The sequence below is a fragment of the Methylotenera sp. genome, assembly GCF_029945535.1.
In the GTDB taxonomy this organism is placed as follows: Bacteria; Pseudomonadota; Gammaproteobacteria; order Burkholderiales; family Methylophilaceae; genus Methylotenera.
The window spans coordinates 299,839-317,564 of sequence record NZ_JAQSCU010000018.1; the positions used below are offsets into that span (position 1 = coordinate 299,839).

General features: G+C 42.5%; 23 protein-coding genes. 1 reads left to right on the forward strand and 22 read right to left on the reverse strand.

Features of this window, described 5'->3' with window-relative positions; genetic code table 11:
- Nucleotides 1–3: 3 nt before the first annotated feature.
- The 3 genes from PSU72_RS13115 to PSU72_RS13125 all read right to left on the reverse strand — a co-directional run bounded on the left by PSU72_RS13115 (nt 4) and on the right by PSU72_RS13125 (nt 2,905).
- The gene (locus PSU72_RS13115) at nt 4–1,344 is read right to left on the reverse strand and encodes a cytochrome b N-terminal domain-containing protein (RefSeq protein WP_300433056.1); all 1,341 of its coding nucleotides are present in this window, start codon (nt 1,342–1,344) and stop codon (nt 4–6) included.
- A 3-nt stretch (nt 1,345–1,347) separates the two neighbouring features.
- A complete protein-coding gene (gene petA, locus PSU72_RS13120; RefSeq protein WP_300433057.1) occupies nt 1,348–1,971 on the reverse strand; it encodes a ubiquinol-cytochrome c reductase iron-sulfur subunit in 624 nt (207 codons plus the stop codon).
- Between the two features lie 184 nt (nt 1,972–2,155).
- Entirely contained in the window at nt 2,156–2,905 is a 750-nt protein-coding gene (locus tag PSU72_RS13125; RefSeq protein ID WP_300433058.1) for a Nif3-like dinuclear metal center hexameric protein, read from the reverse strand.
- A gap of 176 nt (nt 2,906–3,081) precedes the next feature.
- Between PSU72_RS13125 and PSU72_RS13130 the strand changes: the two genes are divergently transcribed.
- Nucleotides 3,082–4,266 carry a Do family serine endopeptidase gene (locus tag PSU72_RS13130; protein WP_300433059.1) on the forward strand — a complete coding sequence of 395 codons (1,185 nt, stop codon included), beginning with the start codon at nt 3,082–3,084 and terminating at the stop codon, nt 4,264–4,266.
- A 12-nt stretch (nt 4,267–4,278) separates the two neighbouring features.
- Here the strand turns inward: PSU72_RS13130 and tatC are convergent, their stop codons facing one another.
- From tatC to PSU72_RS13225, 19 genes are all read right to left on the reverse strand, one after another.
- Nucleotides 4,279–5,022, reverse strand: a complete 744-nt coding sequence (gene tatC, locus PSU72_RS13135; RefSeq protein WP_300433060.1) for a twin-arginine translocase subunit TatC — start codon at nt 5,020–5,022, stop codon at nt 4,279–4,281.
- Between the two features lie 6 nt (nt 5,023–5,028).
- A complete protein-coding gene (gene tatB, locus PSU72_RS13140; protein WP_300433061.1) occupies nt 5,029–5,445 on the reverse strand; it encodes a Sec-independent protein translocase protein TatB in 417 nt (138 codons plus the stop codon).
- Nucleotides 5,446–5,450: 5 nt separating this feature from the next.
- On the reverse strand, nt 5,451–5,657 hold the full coding sequence (tatA, locus tag PSU72_RS13145) for a Sec-independent protein translocase subunit TatA (protein WP_300433062.1): 207 nt from the start codon (nt 5,655–5,657) through the stop codon (nt 5,451–5,453).
- 21 nt (nt 5,658–5,678) lie between these two features.
- Complete coding sequence (locus tag PSU72_RS13150; RefSeq protein WP_300433303.1) at nt 5,679–6,017, reverse strand: histidine triad nucleotide-binding protein; 339 nt, start codon at nt 6,015–6,017, stop codon at nt 5,679–5,681.
- Nucleotides 6,017–6,346, reverse strand: a complete 330-nt coding sequence (locus PSU72_RS13155) for a phosphoribosyl-ATP diphosphatase (RefSeq protein ID WP_300433063.1) — start codon at nt 6,344–6,346, stop codon at nt 6,017–6,019. The genes PSU72_RS13150 and PSU72_RS13155 overlap by 1 nt, the downstream gene beginning before the upstream one ends.
- The gene (gene hisI / locus PSU72_RS13160; RefSeq protein ID WP_300433064.1) at nt 6,339–6,737 is read right to left on the reverse strand and encodes a phosphoribosyl-AMP cyclohydrolase; all 399 of its coding nucleotides are present in this window, start codon (nt 6,735–6,737) and stop codon (nt 6,339–6,341) included. Before hisI ends, PSU72_RS13155 begins: the two co-directional genes overlap by 8 nt.
- Nucleotides 6,734–7,498, reverse strand: a complete 765-nt coding sequence (gene hisF, locus PSU72_RS13165) for an imidazole glycerol phosphate synthase subunit HisF (protein ID WP_300433065.1) — start codon at nt 7,496–7,498, stop codon at nt 6,734–6,736. Before hisF ends, hisI begins: the two co-directional genes overlap by 4 nt.
- Nucleotides 7,488–8,231 (reverse strand): 1-(5-phosphoribosyl)-5-[(5-phosphoribosylamino)methylideneamino]imidazole-4-carboxamide isomerase, encoded by a 744-nt coding sequence (gene hisA / locus PSU72_RS13170; protein WP_300433066.1) that lies wholly within the window; start codon nt 8,229–8,231, stop codon nt 7,488–7,490. The genes hisF and hisA overlap by 11 nt, the downstream gene beginning before the upstream one ends.
- Nucleotides 8,232–8,316: 85 nt before the next feature.
- Nucleotides 8,317–8,976, reverse strand: coding sequence for an imidazole glycerol phosphate synthase subunit HisH (gene hisH, locus PSU72_RS13175; RefSeq protein WP_300433067.1), 660 nt, complete (start codon nt 8,974–8,976; stop codon nt 8,317–8,319).
- Nucleotides 8,977–9,025: 49 nt separating this feature from the next.
- On the reverse strand, nt 9,026–9,613 hold the full coding sequence (gene hisB, locus PSU72_RS13180) for an imidazoleglycerol-phosphate dehydratase HisB (protein WP_300433068.1): 588 nt from the start codon (nt 9,611–9,613) through the stop codon (nt 9,026–9,028).
- Between the two features lie 265 nt (nt 9,614–9,878).
- Nucleotides 9,879–10,754: a 3-hexulose-6-phosphate synthase gene (gene hxlA, locus PSU72_RS13185; RefSeq protein ID WP_300433069.1), complete on the reverse strand. Its 876-nt coding sequence runs from the start codon at nt 10,752–10,754 to the stop codon at nt 9,879–9,881.
- A gap of 225 nt (nt 10,755–10,979) precedes the next feature.
- A complete protein-coding gene (gene hisC, locus PSU72_RS13190) occupies nt 10,980–12,047 on the reverse strand; it encodes a histidinol-phosphate transaminase (RefSeq protein ID WP_300433070.1) in 1,068 nt (355 codons plus the stop codon).
- A gap of 6 nt (nt 12,048–12,053) precedes the next feature.
- On the reverse strand, nt 12,054–13,352 hold the full coding sequence (gene hisD / locus PSU72_RS13195; RefSeq protein WP_300433071.1) for a histidinol dehydrogenase: 1,299 nt from the start codon (nt 13,350–13,352) through the stop codon (nt 12,054–12,056).
- Between the two features lie 40 nt (nt 13,353–13,392).
- Nucleotides 13,393–14,037, reverse strand: coding sequence for an ATP phosphoribosyltransferase (gene hisG, locus PSU72_RS13200; protein ID WP_300433072.1), 645 nt, complete (start codon nt 14,035–14,037; stop codon nt 13,393–13,395).
- A gap of 2 nt (nt 14,038–14,039) precedes the next feature.
- Entirely contained in the window at nt 14,040–15,302 is a 1,263-nt protein-coding gene (murA, locus tag PSU72_RS13205; protein ID WP_300433073.1) for a UDP-N-acetylglucosamine 1-carboxyvinyltransferase, read from the reverse strand.
- The gene (gene grxD, locus PSU72_RS13210; RefSeq protein WP_300433074.1) at nt 15,303–15,614 is read right to left on the reverse strand and encodes a Grx4 family monothiol glutaredoxin; all 312 of its coding nucleotides are present in this window, start codon (nt 15,612–15,614) and stop codon (nt 15,303–15,305) included.
- 77 nt (nt 15,615–15,691) lie between these two features.
- Complete coding sequence (locus PSU72_RS13215; RefSeq protein ID WP_300433075.1) at nt 15,692–15,937, reverse strand: BolA/IbaG family iron-sulfur metabolism protein; 246 nt, start codon at nt 15,935–15,937, stop codon at nt 15,692–15,694.
- Between the two features lie 33 nt (nt 15,938–15,970).
- Nucleotides 15,971–16,753 carry an ABC transporter permease gene (locus PSU72_RS13220; RefSeq protein ID WP_013147001.1) on the reverse strand — a complete coding sequence of 261 codons (783 nt, stop codon included), beginning with the start codon at nt 16,751–16,753 and terminating at the stop codon, nt 15,971–15,973.
- A complete protein-coding gene (locus PSU72_RS13225; RefSeq protein ID WP_300433076.1) occupies nt 16,750–17,667 on the reverse strand; it encodes an ABC transporter ATP-binding protein in 918 nt (305 codons plus the stop codon). Before PSU72_RS13225 ends, PSU72_RS13220 begins: the two co-directional genes overlap by 4 nt.
- Between the last annotated feature and the right edge of the window lie 59 nt (nt 17,668–17,726).

Genomic DNA, 17,726 nt, shown 5'->3' on the forward strand with positions numbered 1-17,726 from the left:
ATATTAGCCTGTCACTCTTTCTGGTACTGGTAATGTTTTGTCTCGTTTCGTGTACCAAGGCATTAACAAGAAGAAAGCAAAGTAAACCACAGTAAAGACACGTGCGATTACCGTAGCAATATCCGCTTTACCTAACCAAGAACCAAACTGACCAAACTTGTCAGCAGGCACGGTACCTAAATAACCTAACACTAAAAAGCTCACAACAAAGGCAAAAAGCCATTTTTTGTAAAGCGTGCCACGATAGCGAATTGATTTCACCGCACCTCTATCTAACCAAGGTAAAAAGGCAAACACAACCACTGATAGACCCATTGCAACAACACCTGGGAACTGTGAAACACCAATTGGCGGAACTGCGCGCAATATCGAATAATACGGAGTGAAGTACCAAGTAGGCGCAATGTGTGACGGCGTCACTAGCGGGTTAGCTGGCACAAAGTTATTGGCTTCTAAAAAGTAGCCACCAACTTCAGGTGCGAAGAAAATAATAGCTGAAAACACGATTAAGAACACAACCACGCCGACCATATCTTTAACCGTATAGTAAGGATGGAATGGAATACCATCTAACGGAATACCGGTTTTTTTATCTTTGGTTTTCTTAATTTCAACGCCATCAGGATTATTTGATCCGACTTCATGCAGCGCAATTAAGTGAGCAGTAACCAAGCCCAACAACACCAAAGGCAAGGCAATAACGTGAAAAGCAAAAAAGCGGTTTAAGGTAGCATCACCTACTAAGTAGTCACCGCGCAACCATTCCATCAAGTCTGGCCCAATAAGTGGGACGGTACCAAACAAACTAGTAATGACTTGCGCACCCCAGTAAGACATTTGACCCCAAGGTAATAGGTAGCCAAAAAATGCCTCGCCCATTAACGCCAAGAAAATACCCATACCGAACAGCCAAATAAGCTCACGCGGGTTACGATATGAACTGTAAATAATGCCGCGGAACATGTGTAAATAAATTACCACGAAGAACATTGAGGCGCCTGTAGAGTGCATATAGCGAATCACATAACCCCAAGGCACGTCGCGCATAATGTATTCTACTGACGCAAAAGCTACTGACGGATTACCTAAAATACCATCTAGTGGCGAAGCATCTGGCTTGTAGTGCATCGTTAGAAAGATGCCAGTGACAATTTGAATCACCAACACCAACATGGCTAACGAGCCGAAGAAATACCAAAAATTGAAGTTCTTTGGTGCGTAATACTCAGTTAAATGCGCTTTAACATTGCTAGTAAGCGGAAAACGTTCATCCACCCAATTAACAGTACCTTCCAAAACGTCAGCTAATACTGATTTTTTTTCTGCTGTAGATTTATTAGCCATGATTTAAGCCTTCCCTTCAGGATCGACACCGATAAGCAATGTGGTTTCGGTTAAATAATGATATTTTGGCACTACCAAATTGGTTGGTGCAGGTGAACCTTGAAATACACGCCCAGCTAAGTCAAACTTAGAGCCATGACATGGACAAACGAAGCCGCCATCCCAATCAGGCGTCACGTCAAAACGTGAGTTTGGCGAACAACCCAAATGCGTACAAGTACCTAGCATTACCGCATACTCAGCCTTAATTGCGCGACCATTCTCTTTGCAATATTCCTGCTGCTGAGGCACTTCTGATTTAGGATCTTTTAACTGTGTATCGTGGTGATTAAGCTTATCAAGCATTTCTTTAGTACGATGGATAATCCATACTGGCTGACCGCGATATTCTGCAACCATCATTTCACCTGGAGCAACCTTAGAAATATCCACCTCAACTGGCGCACCAGCAGCTTTAGCGCGCTCGCTTGGCGTCATGCTCTTAACAAATGGCACAGCAGCAGCAGCGCAACCCAGCGCGCCAACAGCAGACGTGACAATTAAAAATTTACGTTTTTCTATATCTACTGAAGCGCTTGGTTCTGACTGCGAACTAGCTTGGTGCTTGTCACTGTGATTGTCTGACATGATTTCCTCGGCTACTGATTATGAATTCTTGCCTTTTTGGGGCCAACATCAATCTGCTTAACTATATTTTCTACATTTAAAAAATTAGAAGCTCAAAAATATGACGCAATTATAAAGGTTGCGATTATACAATTTTTTACAAGTTAATTAAAGCTTTATTTTATAAGTGCCTGAAATAAAACAACTAAACTGGATTTTTTATATCTATAAACTCGTGTGTTAAATTAAATTTTTCAGCTAAATGCTGGCCCAATGCTTGTACACCATAACGTTCTGTTACATGATGCCCCGCTGAAATATATGACACACCAGATTCAACTGATTGATGTGTGGTTTGCTCAGAAATTTCACCGCTAATATAAACATCCACACCAAGCTCAATGGCGTCATCAATATAGCCCTGCGCGGCACCAGTACACCAAGCCACTTTTTGCACTATTTTGTGCGGGGCACCAATGACTAATGGTGCACGCTGCAAAGTAGATTCAATTTGTGCCGCAAATGCCCCTAGCGTGGTGGGGCTAGCTAACTTACCATACGCCATGAGTTTAGACTCACCCGCAAAACCACTAGGACTTATGCCCAACACTAGTCCGAGCTGCACATTGTTGCCAAACTCAGCATGTGCATCTAGTGGCAAATGATATGCCACTAAGTTCAAGTCATTTTTAAGCAAAAAAGCTAATCGATTGCGCTTAATACCGATCACTCTAGGATCTTCATTACGCCAAAAATAGCCATGATGCACTAAAATCAAATCGGCATTAGCTTGTTTAGCCACTTCCAATAGCGCCATGCTAGCCGTCACGCCTGTCACTATTTTTCTAATTTCTGCTCGCCCCTCTACCTGCAGGCCATTGGGACAGTAATCTTTGAAGCGTTCAACTTGCATAAGTTCTTGTGTATATTGAAGCAACTCATTCAGTTTTACCATTTTTTGACCTTTTTATCACATCACTCTTGAATATTCGCTAGAATAGCTTGATATAACATTGTGCACATGACATTACTCAAACAATCGCAACATTAACTTCAAATTTAGACAATAATCACTTTAATAAACGCGGCCTTTCTACCACCACTCTAACAATCACAACTACAATCAACAAAATGAACAATCAACTACATAAAAAATTATGGCTCATTTTTGCCCAGACAGTCACAGTGTGTTTAGCGCTAGTTTTTGTATTACGGCTTTTCTTTCCTAGCCTGTTGGAAAACATGCTGGCAAAACCTAATAATACCTTATTGGTAAAACAGGCTGAACCTAGAAATGATGGTAGTTTAGTTGGGTCTTATAGTGTAGCCGTAAAAAAAGCGATGCCATCTGTGGTAAATATTTTCACTACTAAAAAGGCGCCAGATAATCCGCATCAGAAATATTTAGATGACCCAGCTTTCCGTCAGTTCTTTGGCGACCAATTGGATGACCCTGATGCGCAGACTCAACCTGAAAATAGCCTCGGGTCTGGTGTCATCGTGAGCGAACAAGGTTTGATTTTAACGAACAATCACGTGGTAGCCTCCGCAGACGAAATCGAAATTGCACTTGCAGATGGCCGTAAAATGTCGGCAAAAGTCGTTGGCACAGATCCTGATACTGATTTAGCTTTAATTAAAATTGAAGCTGATAACTTACCTGCAATCACGTTTGCCAGCTCAGATAAACTCAATGTAGGTGATGTTGTTTTAGCCATTGGCAACCCATTTGGAGTTGGTCAAACGGTAACGCAAGGTATTATCAGTGCGCTTGGTCGCAACCATTTAGGCATTAATACTTTTGAAAATTTTATTCAAACAGATGCTTCAATCAACCCAGGCAACTCTGGCGGTGCCTTGATTGATACTGATGGCAGCCTAGTTGGCATTAACAGCGCCATATACTCTCGCAGTGGCGGCTCTATGGGTATCGGCTTTGCTATTCCTGCTACCTTGGCACGCCAAGTCATGGATCAAATTGCCAGCCAAGGCAATGTGACTAGAGGCTGGATTGGCATTGAGGCGCAAGACATTACTCCTGAACTTGCCGAATCATTCAAACTAAAAGCTGTAGAAGGCGCATTAATTGCTGGCGTACTAAAAAATAGCCCTGCAGAAAAAGCTGGGCTACGTGCGGGTGATATTTTATTGACCATTGACAGTAAACCAATTGCTGATACAAGCAATATGCTGAATTTAATTGCCGCACTCACGCCAAACCAAAAAGCCACATTCAAAATCGCGAGGGCGGAACAACGGTTGAATATTGCGGTAATGATTGGCAAGCGCCCAAAACCTGCCGTAGAGAAAGATTAAACGATTACAGTCTTACGCTGTTGGTGGCAGTATGGTCTGCTTTGGTGTTTGCTTAGTGAATGACGCCACAATTAGGCCAAGTTCAAATAACATCCAGATAGGCATCGCTAACATAAACTGAGAAATAATATCTGGCGGAGTAAATATCGCCCCAACAATAAATGCCGCAACCACCACATAGCCGCGCGCTTCTTTAAGTTGAGCGACTGTTAACCAACCAAAGCGTACAGTCATGACCACGGCAATTGGCACTTGAAACGCCAAACCAAAAGCGAAAAATAGCGTTAAGACAAAATCCAAGTAATTACCTATGTCTGTCATTACTGCAACACCTTTTGGTGCTGAACCGACAATAAACCCAAACACTACGGGAAACACTGCAAAATAAGCGAACGCCATGCCCGCTAGAAACAGCAAGCTACTGGCAATAATCATCGGAATCATGAATTTCTTTTCATGAGAATACAACCCTGGCGCGACAAACCCCCAAACTTGATACATGGTATGCGGCAATGAAACAATAAACGCCGCCATCATGGCCACCTTCATCGGCACAAAAAATGGCGTAGTCACTGCCGTTGCAATCATTTGACCGCCTGCTGGCAGCTTACTTAGCAAGGGTTCAGCGAGTAGCGCGTAAATCTTGTTAGCAAACGGGAAGAATCCGATGAATACAACAATAAAACCCAACACGATGCGCAATAAGCGGTCGCGCAATTCAATTAGGTGTGAAATGAAGTTATCTGTTGGGGTCACTAGCGTTTATTCTGTTGTTGGGACTTTTTTAGTGCGTGTTCTTTTGACTTTAGGCTTTGTATCTGTTGAATTCACATCAGTGGAATTCACATCTGTAGATATTAATTCTGGCACTTTAGGATTACTTGCTTCTAATTTAAACTCCGTAACATCCTTAGAAATCGCATCTATGCTTTCTTGCACACTAGATTGAATACTCTCTTTAGTTTTAGTGACAGTATCTTGAATCTCTTGCTGCAGTTGTTGCAGTTCTTCAAAACGCACTTCACGATTCACTTCTTCTTTCACTTGCGCCACATATCGTTGCATGCGTCCAGCAAGCGCGCCTAGGGTACGCGCCACCTTTGGTAGTTTTTCTGGACCAATTACTATCAGAGCCACCACTGCGATAACGATTAACTCTGAGAAGGAAACATCAAACATATCCGTTATTGCTTAGTTTTATTCGTCACTTCGCCTTCAATAGTATTACTAGTCGCTTTGTTATCCTCAAGCTTATCATCACGCATAGCTTTTTTGAACTCATTGACCGCACCACCTACATCGCCACCAATATTTTTAAGCTTTTTAGTTCCGAATACTAATACCACAATCAACAATACAATTAACCAATGCCAAATGCTAAATGAACCCATGATAATTCTCCATAAATTTAATTAAATCTTATGCGGCTTATCGCCGCCACCTAGCACATGCACATGAATATGAAACACTTCTTGACCGCCATCTTTACCTGTATTGATAAGCGTTTTGAAGCCTGTCAAACCTTGCTCTTTTGCAAGTTTCGGCGCGAGTAGTAACATTTTTCCAAGCAAAGCTTGATGCTGCGCTTCACAACTAGCCAGACTTTCAACATGCAGTTTAGGCACAATCAAAAAATGTACTCTAGCGGATGGGTTAATGTCATTAAAGGCAATGACATCCTCGTCTTCATAGATTTTCTTTGCTGGAATACTACTATTAACTATCTTACAAAAGATGCAATCGTCACTCATCATTTTGCACCTTCTTCTACTCTAGAAGCTTTCTCTTCCAAGCCTGAGAGCCCTTCACGCCTTGCCAGCTCATTCAATATGTCTTGCGGCTTTAAACCTGCCTGCGCCAACATCACCAAGGTATGGAACCATAAATCGGCAGTTTCATAAATAAGATGCTCATTATCGCCATTCTTCGCTGCAATAATGGTTTCAGCCGCTTCTTCACCGACTTTTTTGAGTATGCTATCCATGCCTTTAGCATACAGTTTAGCCACATAAGAAGTCTGCGGATCTGCGCTCTTACGCTGCTCTAACAACTCAGCCAATCGGTTTAATGTGTCACTCACTTTTTTTAACTTCCGTATATATTTCTTCTGGACTTTTAATGACAGGCTGATCTATAAGCCACTCGTCATGCTCTAGCTTTTTAAAAAAACAGTTATGTCGTCCAGTATGACAAGCAATACCACCGACTTGTTCTACATTAATCAGAATAACGTCTTCATCACAATCTAGGCGAATTTCATGCACAAGTTGCACATGACCAGACTCTTCACCCTTACGCCATAATTTATTGCGAGAACGTGACCAATAAACGGCTTGTTTAGTATCATTAGTCAGTTGCAAGGCTTCACGGTTCATCCATGCAAACATGAGTATACGTCCAGTATCATGCTCTTGTGCGATAACGGGTACAAGTCCATTTGCATCCCAGCTAACGTCATCTAACCAACTCAAAGCCTTACCTCAATACCATTTCTTTGCATATATTCTTTTGCTTGCTTAACGGTATATTCACCATAATGGAAAATGCTCGCAGCAAGCACAGCGTCAGCGCCGCCTTCTTTTACACCATCCACCAAATGCTGCAAATTACCCACGCCGCCTGAGGCAATAATCGGCACATCAACCGCGTTTGAAATAGCTCTATTTAACGGGTTGTTGAAGCCAATTTTTGTACCATCTCTATCCATACTCGTGACTAGCAGTTCGCCAGCACCTAGCTTAGCCATGTATTCAGCCCATTTTACGGCATCTAAACCTGTAGCTTTGCGGCCGCCATGAGTGAACACTTCCCACTCAAATGGCTGGTTATCTACTTTTTTTGCATCAATCGCCACCACGATACATTGCGAGCCAAATCGACTTGCCGCATCTTGCACCATTTGTGGGTTAAGCACTGCGGTAGTATTAATACTGACTTTATCTGCTCCAGCGTTTAATAGCCGGCGCACATCTTCAACTTCACGCACACCGCCGCCGACTGTTAATGGAATAAAAACTTGAGAGGCTACCTCTTCAATAATATGTAGAATCAAGCCACGATTATCTGAGCTGGCGGTAATATCTAAAAATGTGAGTTCATCTGCGCCTTGGTCATCATAGCGTTTAGCAATCTCAACAGGATCACCTGCATCGCGCAATTCTAAAAAGTTAATGCCTTTAACCACGCGTCCATCAGTCACATCTAGGCATGGAATAATACGTTTAGCGAGCACTTAATTCATCCGCTAATTTTTGTGCTGCAGTAAAATCCAACGTGCCTTCGTAAATTGCACGACCAGTAATCGTACCAATAATACCTTCTGCAGCTACTGCACAAAGTTTACGTACATCCTCTAAATTCGTTACACCGCCAGAAGCAATCACTGGAATTGTTAATGCTTGCGCTAAAGCAACAGTCGCTTCAATATTCACGCCTGTTAACATGCCATCACGACCAATGTCGGTATACACGATTGAGCTTACGCCATAACCTTCGAATTTTTTCGCTAAATCAATCACATCATGACCTGTCAGTTTTGACCAGCCATCCACAGCCACTTTGCCTTCTTTGGCATCTAAACCGACGATAATTTGACCAGGAAACGCATCACAAGCTTCATGCAAAAAACCTGGATTCTTTACTGCAGCAGTGCCGATAATCACATAATCGATGCCGTTATCTAGATAACGCTCTATCGTTTCAAGATCACGAATACCGCCACCGAGTTGAATAGGGATTTCACCGCCAACTGCGCGAACAATAGATTTAATCGCCGCTTCATTGACAGGCTTACCTGCAAACGCGCCATTTAAATCGACTAAATGTAAGCGTTTACCACCACTATCCACCCAATGGCGCGCCATGGCACCTGGGTCTTCTGAAAATACGGTGGATTCTTCCATTAAGCCTTGTTTTAGTCTTACACAATGGCCGTCTTTAAGATCAATTGCTGGGATAATTAACATAATGATTTGATATTGATTTATTTGATAATAATTGAAATTAAGCGATTAAAAAATATTGTAAAAATAACTTCAGACTTACATTTATTTAAGGTAACCAGTTTACGAAATTACTTAACATTTGCAAGCCTGCCGTTGCACTTTTTTCTGGGTGAAACTGCACTGCGAACAAATTATCCTGTGCTATCGCGCTAGTAAACTGCTGGGGATACTCGCTGTAACCACCGATGATGCTTGTATCATCAGGTTGCACATAATAACTGTGCACATAGTAAAAACGCGCACCATCCTCTATATTGCTCCATAACGCATGTGCTTCTGATTGCTGGTTACGGTTTTGATAAACCTGATTCCAACCCATATGTGGCACTTTTAACTTTTCGCCATTCTCGTCATGCATATCAACTGTTGCAAAGCGTTTCACATTACCCTTAAACAAGCCTAATCCAGCTGCATCGCCTTCTTCAGAATGTTCAAACAGCATTTGCAAGCCAATGCAAATCCCTAGAAATGGCTTATTACCTGCAGCATGCATGACTGAGCTACGCAGACCGCGAGCATCTAGCTCACGAATACAATCTGGCATCGCGCCTTGGCCAGGAAACACAATGCGATCGGCATTTTCTATATCAGCAGGGTTACTAGTGACCAGCACGTTTTTGTTGGGTGCGACATGCTCTAATGCTTTAGATACTGAGCGCAAATTGCCCATGCCGTAATCAACCACTGCTATATCAATTTTTTTCATACTACAATTTTCATGGGGTTGCCGCTAAAGCGTTACAAGGGCTTTAGTTTTATAAACTTCCTTTGGTGGATGGCATAATGCCTGCCATGCGTGAATCTAACTCAACTGCTACACGCAATGCACGACCAAACGCTTTAAAAATCGTTTCGGCTTGATGATGGGCGTTATGACCTTTTAGGTTATCAATATGCAAAGTGACATTGGCATGATTCACAAAGCCTTGGAAGAATTCATGGATTAAATCAACATCGAATTCGCCAATTGAAGCGCGTGTAAACACACAACCAAATTCTAAACCTGGTCGTCCAGAAATATCTAGTACGACACGTGACAAAGCCTCATCCAACGGCACATAAGCATGACCATAGCGACGTATACCCTTTTTATCGCCTATTGCCTTAGCAAAAGCTTGCCCAAGGGTAATGCCAATGTCTTCAACAGTATGATGAGCATCAATGTGCAAATCACCCTTAGCATTGACGCTAATATCCATCATGCCATGTCGGGCGATTTGATCTATCATGTGGTCGAGAAAGCCTAAACCAGTACTGAATTGTGAAATGCCAGTACCATCAAGATTAATGGCGACTGTAATTTGTGTTTCTAAGGTATTTCTAACTACTTCTGCAGAGCGCATATTGAATCACTTAAGCTAAAGTGCATATAAATTGATAAGTAAATATTTTAACCTAAACCAGATGCTATTGGTTTTTTTGAATACATTAAAGCTAACAACATTCTATATTTCTTAGATTATGACCACACAAGCCTAAGAAAGAACAAAGCCTAGCAAGATAACATATCTTTACTAGGCTTCATATTCATCAGCTTACGCTAATTACTTAATTACATTTTTATCACTTAGTTGACTCATCAGCTAAGTGATATATAGTAATAAATAATTATTTAGCAGCTTCTGGTGCAGCTTCAGCAGCTGGAGCCGCTTCAGGAGCAGGTGCAGCTTCAACAGCAGGTGCCGCTTCCGCTGGCGCAGCTTCAACAGGTGCTGTTACAGCTGGGGCTTCAACAGCAGGAGCTTCAGTAGCTTCTGGTTTTTTGCCACCTAGTAAAGTAAATAACAATACTAAAACAGCAGCACCAATGATCCACGGTAAGAATTTCTTAGCACCGCCAGCACTTGCAGCACCGCCGTGAGCGATTGCTGTAATTTCAGCAGCAGCAGCAGCAGGGTCAGCAGCACCGTAGATTGCAGCACCAGCTACAATGATAGTAGCGCCAGCATCTTTAACTTGTTGTGTTGTAGCCGCTTTAACGCCACCAGCAACTGAAATTTCAACGCCTAGGTTCAAACCAGCAACCATGCCTAAGTCATTGAATGGTGTTTGACCAGCAGCTTGTTGATCTAAACCTGTGTGAACGCCAATGATGTGCGCGCCTAATTTAGCCACTTCAATAGTACGTGCTTTTTTATCAGCAACGTTGATCAAGTCAACTTGAGCTTTTTTGCCGTATTTGTTAGCAACATCGATTACGCCTTTGATTGTACCGATATCAGCAGTACCTAGAACTGTACAGATGTCAGCACCAGCTTTGTAGAATGGCTCAGCTTCGTAGAAACCAGCATCCATTGTTTTCAAGTCAACCAAAATTTTATTGTTTGGGAACTTAGCGCGTAAAACTTCTAACAATTTGATACCGTTATGCTTAATGCATGGTGTACCAATTTCCAAAATATCTACGTGTGGAGCAACTTTGGTTGCTAAAGCGACGGTACCGTCGAAATCTAATGAATCTAATGCCATTTGGGTTTGAGCCATGCTACATCCTCCAACTAAAAATAAATCATAAGTGACTTATTTAGATTAAAAATACAAAGTGAGTTAATTTTTTATTGTGTAGAAAAACACACATTTCGCGATAATAACACGCACTTAATGTGAAATTAAAAACTTTTTTTGCTTATTTTTAATGTTTTGGTGATTTTCTAGCATTTCGTCACTGAAATATAGCGAATAATACTAACTAAACTAGCTTTTGTTTACCTAAGCATCTAAAAGTAGCTCTGTCAGTGTGCCGATGAGTGCTTTTGACTGAGCCTCAGTTCCAATTGTAATGCGCAAGTAAGGGGCGATTCGACTTGGTGATTTAAAATGGCGCACAATAATATTTTTCTGACGCAACAATGCGGTTAGCTCTGCGCCCTCTTTGACTTGATGTTTAGCAAAAATAAAGTTTGCACCTGATGGCAGCACATCGAAACCCAGCTGGGTTAAATCGTTAATCAGCGCTTCACGTGTTGCAATGACTTTGCTGCACGTTTCTTCAAAATATGCCGTATCTTGCATGGCGGCAATAGCGCCAGCAGAAGCAAAACGGTCAATAGGGTAAGAGTTAAAACTATCCTTCACTCGGATCAATGCTTCGATTAAGTCTGGATGGCCTAAGGAATATCCAACACGTAAGCCAGCCAATGAACGTGCTTTAGATAAAGTATGGGTCACCAACAAATTAGGGTAAGTATTAATCAAGCTCACCGCTGACTCGGTACCAAAATCCACGTACGCTTCATCAATCACCACAACTGACTGCGTATTCTTTTGCAGCAACTTTTCAATGGTCGCTAACGATAGAGGAATGCCTGTAGGTGCATTCGGATTTGGAAATATGATGCCACCATTTGGTTGATCATAATCGTCAATATTAATTGAAAAATCTTCCGCCAAAGGGATTGTTTGATATTCAATGTCATACAAACCGCAATATACTGGATAGAAGCTATAGGTAATATCAGGAAACAATAATGGTCGGCTATGCTTTAACAGCGCTTGAAAAACATGCGCCAATACTTCATCTGAACCATTCCCGACAAACACTTGCTTAGCCTGCAAATGATGTACTTCGGCAATCGCCGCTTTGAGCGCATCTGAATTAGGGTCTGGATACAAACGCAAGGAATCTGCAGCTTCAAGCTTAAGCGCAGCGATCACCTTAGGGCTAGGGCCATAAGGATTCTCGTTGGTATTGAGTTTTACTAGATTATCTAACTTAGGCTGCTCACCTGGTACATAAGGCGTAAGCTTATGTATGACATCACTCCAAAATTTACTCATATAGGCTTAGCTTTTTAACCTATATTCAGCTGATCTAGCGTGTGCTTGCAAGCCTTCACCGTAAGCCAAAGTTGCGGCTACTTTTCCTAGTGTTTGCGCACCCTCTGCCGACACCATGATTAAGCTTGAGCGTTTCTGGAAATCATACACACCCAATGGTGATGAGAAGCGCGCTGTGCGCGAGGTTGGCAATACGTGGTTTGGTCCTGCGCAGTAATCGCCAAGAGCCTCACAAGTATTGCGACCCATGAATATTGCGCCTGCATGCTTGATGGTTTTGCTGAATGCTAATGGCTCATCCATAGACAATTCCAAATGTTCAGGTGCAATGTAATTACAGATTTCTGCAGCTTCAGCTAAATCACGCACTTGAATCAAAGCACCGCGATCCGTTAATGAAGTGCGAATGATGTCTTTGCGTGGCATTTCTTCAACTAATTTTAAAATACTTGCATTCACTTTATCTAAAAAGTCAGCATCTGGGCTTAATAGAATCGCTTGCGCCAATTCATCATGCTCAGCTTGGCTAAATAAATCCATGGCGACCCAATCTGGGTTAGTTTTGCCATCGCAAATCACTAAAATTTCTGATGGCCCTGCCACCATATCGATGCCAACAACGCCGAATACGCGACGTTTAGCAGCGGCCACGTATGCATTACCCGGTCCAACTACTTTATCAACTTGCGGTACGGTTTCAGTACCATAAGCCAAAGCACCCACTGCTTGTGCGCCACCAAGGCAAAATACACGGTCAACGCCAGAAATCGCAGCAGCAGCTAATACCAACTGATTGCGCTCACCATTTGGCGTAGGTACAACCATGATAAGTTCTTTAACGCCTGCTACTTTAGCGGGGATTGCATTCATCAACACAGATGATGGATAAGCCGCTTTACCGCCTGGCACATATAAACCTACGCGATCTAACGAAGTCACTTGTTGTCCAAGCAACGTGCCATCAGCTTCAGTATAGCTCCAAGAAGACATCAGTTGCTTTTCGTGGTAAATACGCACACGATCTGCGGCAGTTTTTAAGGCATCACGTTGACCTGTTGGCAAACCATTTAAAGCAGCGGTTAGCTCTGTTTGGCTAATTTCCAACTCAGCTAAGCTGCTAGCACTCGTTTTGTCAAAGCGGTTGGTGTATTCCAAAACTGCAGCATCGCCGCGCTTTTTAACGTCTTTAAGAATGTCAGCCACTACAGTATCAATACTGTCATCTTGCGCAGTTTCGAAGGCGAGCAAAGCTTTTAAATTGCTATCAAAATCTATATCGGTGGTAGAAAAACGTCTAATTTTCATGCTATTAACCTATATTTAATCTAAATCTTATGTGTTTAATCTAAGGTTTGGATGCAATTGCGTTTGTAAACGCATCCATGATGGGTTGAATTTTACCTCTATTCAACTTAAGCGAAGCTTGATTTACGACAAGTCTCGAGCTGATATCGCCAACTTCTTCTACTGCTTTGAGATTATTTGCGCGTAAAGTTCCACCGGTACTGACTAAATCGACAATTACATCAGCCAAACCAACCAAAGGACCTAATTCCATTGAGCCGTAAAGCTTAATAAGGTCCACATGCATGCCTTTTGCAGCAAAGTGTTCACGCGCTGTTTTAACGTATTTAGTCACCACTTTTAAACGCGCTCCACTACGAATTGACGCAAAATAATCAAAGTCTTCACGCACTGCCACCATCATTTTGCATTTTGCAATTTGCAGGTCGATTGGCTGATACAAACCCTCGCCACCATGCTCATCAAGCACATCTTTACCTGCAATACCTAAATCAGCCGCCCCATATTGCACATAAGTCGGTACATCGCTTGCACGAACAATAATCAAACGCACATCTTCACGATTGGTGCCGATAATTAGTTTGCGAGATGACTCAGGATCTTCTGCCGGATGTATACCCGCCGCCGCCAAGAGTGGCGTGGTTTCTTCAAAGATACGGCCTTTTGAGAGGGCAATGGTAATCATGTTTAAACTCTTTTTACGTTCGCGCCTAGCGCGTTTAATTTGGCTTCTAAGTGTTCGTAACCGCGGTCTAGGTGATAAATCCGTTCAATCACAGTTTCTCCACGAGCAACCAAGCCAGCTAACACTAAGCTTGCAGAAGCGCGCAAATCTGTTGCCATGACCGTTGCGCCATCTAGAAACTCAATACCTTTGACGAGTGCTGTATTGCCATCAATACTAATATCTGCGCCCATACGTTGCATTTCTTGTACGTGCATAAAACGGTTTTCAAAAATCGTCTCTGTGACTTTTGCAACACCTTCTGCCACAACGTTCAACGCCATAAACTGCGCCTGCATATCTGTTGGAAAAGCTGGGTGTGGCGCTGTGCGGATATTCACCGCTTTAAGCTTACCATCACTTTTTACGGTAATGCTGTTTGCATCACTCGTGACAGTTGCACCCGCGTCGCGCAGTTTTTCAATGACAGCATCTAGCAAGTCAGCACGCGCATTGAGTAACTTAACCTCGCCACCTGTCATCGCTGCGGCCACCATATAAGTACCCGCTTCAATACGGTCACACACAACGTTATGTGTCGTGCCATTCAGTTTTTCTACGCCAACAATCGTGATGACATCCGTTCCTGCACCCGTGATTTTTGCACCCATTTTAATGAGCATCTCAGCCAAGTCGACCACCTCAGGCTCTTTAGCAGCATTTTCTAGTACAGTTGTGCCTTCAGCTAATGCCGCAGCCATCATGAGATTTTCCGTACCGGTCACGGTGACCATATCCATATAGTAACGTGCGCCTTGTAAGCGGCGATTAGGTAAATGCAAAGTACTTGCTTGAATATAACCATGTGTAATGTGAATCGCAGCACCCATAGCTTGCAAGCCTTTGATGTGCAAATCAACTGGGCGTGAACCAATAGCACATCCGCCCGGCAATGAGACACGTGCAGTACCAAAGCGCGCCAATAACGGACCTAACACCAAAATAGATGCACGCATGGTTTTCACCATTTCGTAAGTGGCTTCAAAAGAAGTCACGTCACTGGCATCTAAAGTCACTTCGCTCGTATTGCGTGTGATTTTAACACCCATCATATCAAGTAGTTTAATAGTCGTATCGATGTCTTTTAGCGCTGCAATACTACTTAAATGCAAAGGCGTTTCAGCCAATAATGATGCGCATAAAATTGGCAAAGCGGCATTTTTTGCGCCAGAGATGGTGACTTCACCATTGAGGCGGCTACCGCCTTGTATGATTAACTTTTCCAATTATTTGACCGCATCTAGCATCGTTTGAAGCTCACCACTCTCGTACATAGCACGCATGATGTCTGAACCACCGACAAACTCGCCATTGATGTAAAGCTGTGGAATAGTTGGCCAATTAGCGAACTGCTTGATACCTTCACGCACTTCTTGGTCTTGCAATACATCTACTGAAATATATTTTGCTTGGCATGCATCTAAAATTTGCGTTGCTAAGTTTGAAAAACCACATTGCGGAAATTTAGGGTTACCCTTCATGTAAAGTACTACTGGGTTGGTGCTTACTGTTTCTTTAATTCTTGCTTGTGCGTCCATTTGCTTCTCCATTACTTTGTATTTAATTTATTTGTCTTTAATTGCCTGCTTACCATTTGCAAGCTTGCTGCGTCTGTTTAAGCAGACTGCTTATTCCATTGTTCTGGCGTATATGTTTTCATCGAAAGCGCATGAATTTCTGAGCGCATTCTATCGCCCAGCGCTGTGTAAACTAGCTGATGCTGTTGCACCATACTTTTACCGACAAAGGCACTGCTCACGATAACTGACTCAAAATGCGTGCCATCATCGCCTAGCACTTTAATATATTCGCAGGCCAAATTTTGCGTGATGTAAGTCTCTAACTGTTGTGCACTTAGCAATTTAATTGTTTCCTTAATTCTTATGCTTTTAATTTAAGCTCTTAATTTATAGCCTGATTTTAACATTTTTAGCGTAATCATTGCTAACACTAAGAAAGAAGCACCAACAATAGACAAGCTAATCAGTGGTGACACATCACCTTTGCCAAAGAATCCGTATCTAAACCCGTCTATCATGTAGAAGAATGGGTTCAATTGTGACAACTTTTGCCAAAAAGGCGGTAAGGAATGTATGGAGTAAAATACGCCAGATAGAAACGATAAAGGCATGATAATAAAGTTTTGGAATGCAGCCATTTGATCAAATCGATCGGCCCATATGCCAGCAATAATTCCAAACGTACCGAGCAACGCACTCCCCAGTAGCGCGAAAGCAAATACCATCCAAAAATTAGTCACGTGTATATCCACAAACCACATAGCGACTAAATAAATACCTAATCCCACTACTAAGCCGCGAATAATCGCCGCAAACAAGAATGCGATAAAAAACTGTAAATGCGTGAGTGGCGTTAGTAACACAAAGACAAGATTGCCCATCACTTTTGATTGAATTAGACTTGAAGAGCTATTCGCAAAGGCGTTTTGCAGCACGGACATCATGATTAAACCCGGCACCAAGAATGAGGTGTAAGGTACGCCATCATAAACATGCACATGACTCTCCAGCGCATGAGAAAAAATAAGCAGATATAGCAAAGCCGTAATAACAGGTGCGGCTACCGTTTGAAACGCAACACGCCAAAAACGGAGCAACTCTTTCTTCAAGAGCGTCCACGGGCCTCGAAAAGAGCTTAAGTATGAATTGTTAATCATGATTTACTCACAGATGACACACCGACCAAGGACATGAACACATCCTCCAAATCGGCTTCATTCAATTGCATATCCAACACCTTAATTTCCGCAGCACGCAATGACGATAACACCAATTCGATTTGCGTCATGTCGCTTAAGGCAAAGGTGTAGATTCCATTTTCTTGATTACGCAATAAAGCTTGAATATTGGCAGGCAAACTCACATTGCCTAGCGTCAAGCGCAACTGCTTACCAGCAAACTTATTCAGCAAATTAGCGGTGCTATCTAAGGCTACAATTTCACCTTGTTTCATCATGCCCACACGGCTGCACAAGGTTTCGGCTTCTTCTAAATAGTGTGTAGTGAGAACAATGGTATGGCCTTCACGGTTCAGCTTTTTGATAAATTCCCACATCATTTGGCGAAGTTCAACATCTACGCCTGCAGTCGGCTCATCCAGCACTATCACTGGCGGTTTATGCGCCAAAGCTTGCGCAATCAACGCACGACGCTTCATGCCGCCAGAAAGCTTACGCATATTGACATGTGCTTTATCGGCTAATCCTAGACCTTCGAGAATCTCATCAACCCATGCATCATTTTCAGGCCCACGTCCGAAATAGCCCGCTTGAAATCTCAACATTTCACGCACATTAAAAAATGGATCAAACACCAGCTCTTGCGGCACAATGCCAAGCAATTGCCGAGCTTGCTGATATTGATTGACCACATCAAAACCCATGACAGAAATATTACCCGCACTCGGTTTGATTAATCCAGCCAGAATACTGATTAAGGTTGATTTACCTGCGCCATTTGGCCCAAGCAATGCAAAAAACTCGCCTTGGGCAATGGTTAAATCGACGCCTTTTAGGGCTTGTAAGCCGCCAAAACTCTTATGTACGCCATTAATTTGAATTGCTGGTTTCATCTTTGACTTGGATCACAACTTATAAGTTAAGTTAATTTGAGATTTTTTAACCATCTATT

Excerpts from the sequence above, each read along its gene's own strand:
- PSU72_RS13115 (WP_300433056.1), bottom strand. The coding sequence starts at position 1,344 with ATGGCTAATAAATCTACAGCAGAAAAAAAATCAGTATTAGCTGACGTT.
- petA (WP_300433057.1), bottom strand. The coding sequence starts at position 1,971 with ATGTCAGACAATCACAGTGACAAGCACCAAGCTAGTTCGCAGTCAGAA.
- PSU72_RS13125 (WP_300433058.1), bottom strand. The coding sequence starts at position 2,905 with ATGGTAAAACTGAATGAGTTGCTTCAATATACACAAGAACTTATGCAA.
- PSU72_RS13130 (WP_300433059.1), top strand. The coding sequence starts at position 3,082 with ATGAACAATCAACTACATAAAAAATTATGGCTCATTTTTGCCCAGACA.
- tatB (WP_300433061.1), bottom strand. The coding sequence starts at position 5,445 with ATGTTTGATGTTTCCTTCTCAGAGTTAATCGTTATCGCAGTGGTGGCT.
- tatA (WP_300433062.1), bottom strand. The coding sequence starts at position 5,657 with ATGGGTTCATTTAGCATTTGGCATTGGTTAATTGTATTGTTGATTGTG.
- PSU72_RS13150 (WP_300433303.1), bottom strand. The coding sequence starts at position 6,017 with ATGAGTGACGATTGCATCTTTTGTAAGATAGTTAATAGTAGTATTCCA.
- hisA (WP_300433066.1), bottom strand. The coding sequence starts at position 8,231 with ATGTTAATTATCCCAGCAATTGATCTTAAAGACGGCCATTGTGTAAGA.
- hisH (WP_300433067.1), bottom strand. The coding sequence starts at position 8,976 with ATGAAAAAAATTGATATAGCAGTGGTTGATTACGGCATGGGCAATTTG.
- hisB (WP_300433068.1), bottom strand. The coding sequence starts at position 9,613 with ATGCGCTCTGCAGAAGTAGTTAGAAATACCTTAGAAACACAAATTACA.
- hxlA (WP_300433069.1), bottom strand. The coding sequence starts at position 10,754 with ATGGCTCAAACCCAAATGGCATTAGATTCATTAGATTTCGACGGTACC.
- hisC (WP_300433070.1), bottom strand. The coding sequence starts at position 12,047 with ATGAGTAAATTTTGGAGTGATGTCATACATAAGCTTACGCCTTATGTA.
- hisD (WP_300433071.1), bottom strand. The coding sequence starts at position 13,352 with ATGAAAATTAGACGTTTTTCTACCACCGATATAGATTTTGATAGCAAT.
- hisG (WP_300433072.1), bottom strand. The coding sequence starts at position 14,037 with ATGATTACCATTGCCCTCTCAAAAGGCCGTATCTTTGAAGAAACCACG.
- grxD (WP_300433074.1), bottom strand. The coding sequence starts at position 15,614 with ATGGACGCACAAGCAAGAATTAAAGAAACAGTAAGCACCAACCCAGTA.
- PSU72_RS13220 (WP_013147001.1), bottom strand. The coding sequence starts at position 16,753 with ATGATTAACAATTCATACTTAAGCTCTTTTCGAGGCCCGTGGACGCTC.
- PSU72_RS13225 (WP_300433076.1), bottom strand. The coding sequence starts at position 17,667 with ATGAAACCAGCAATTCAAATTAATGGCGTACATAAGAGTTTTGGCGGC.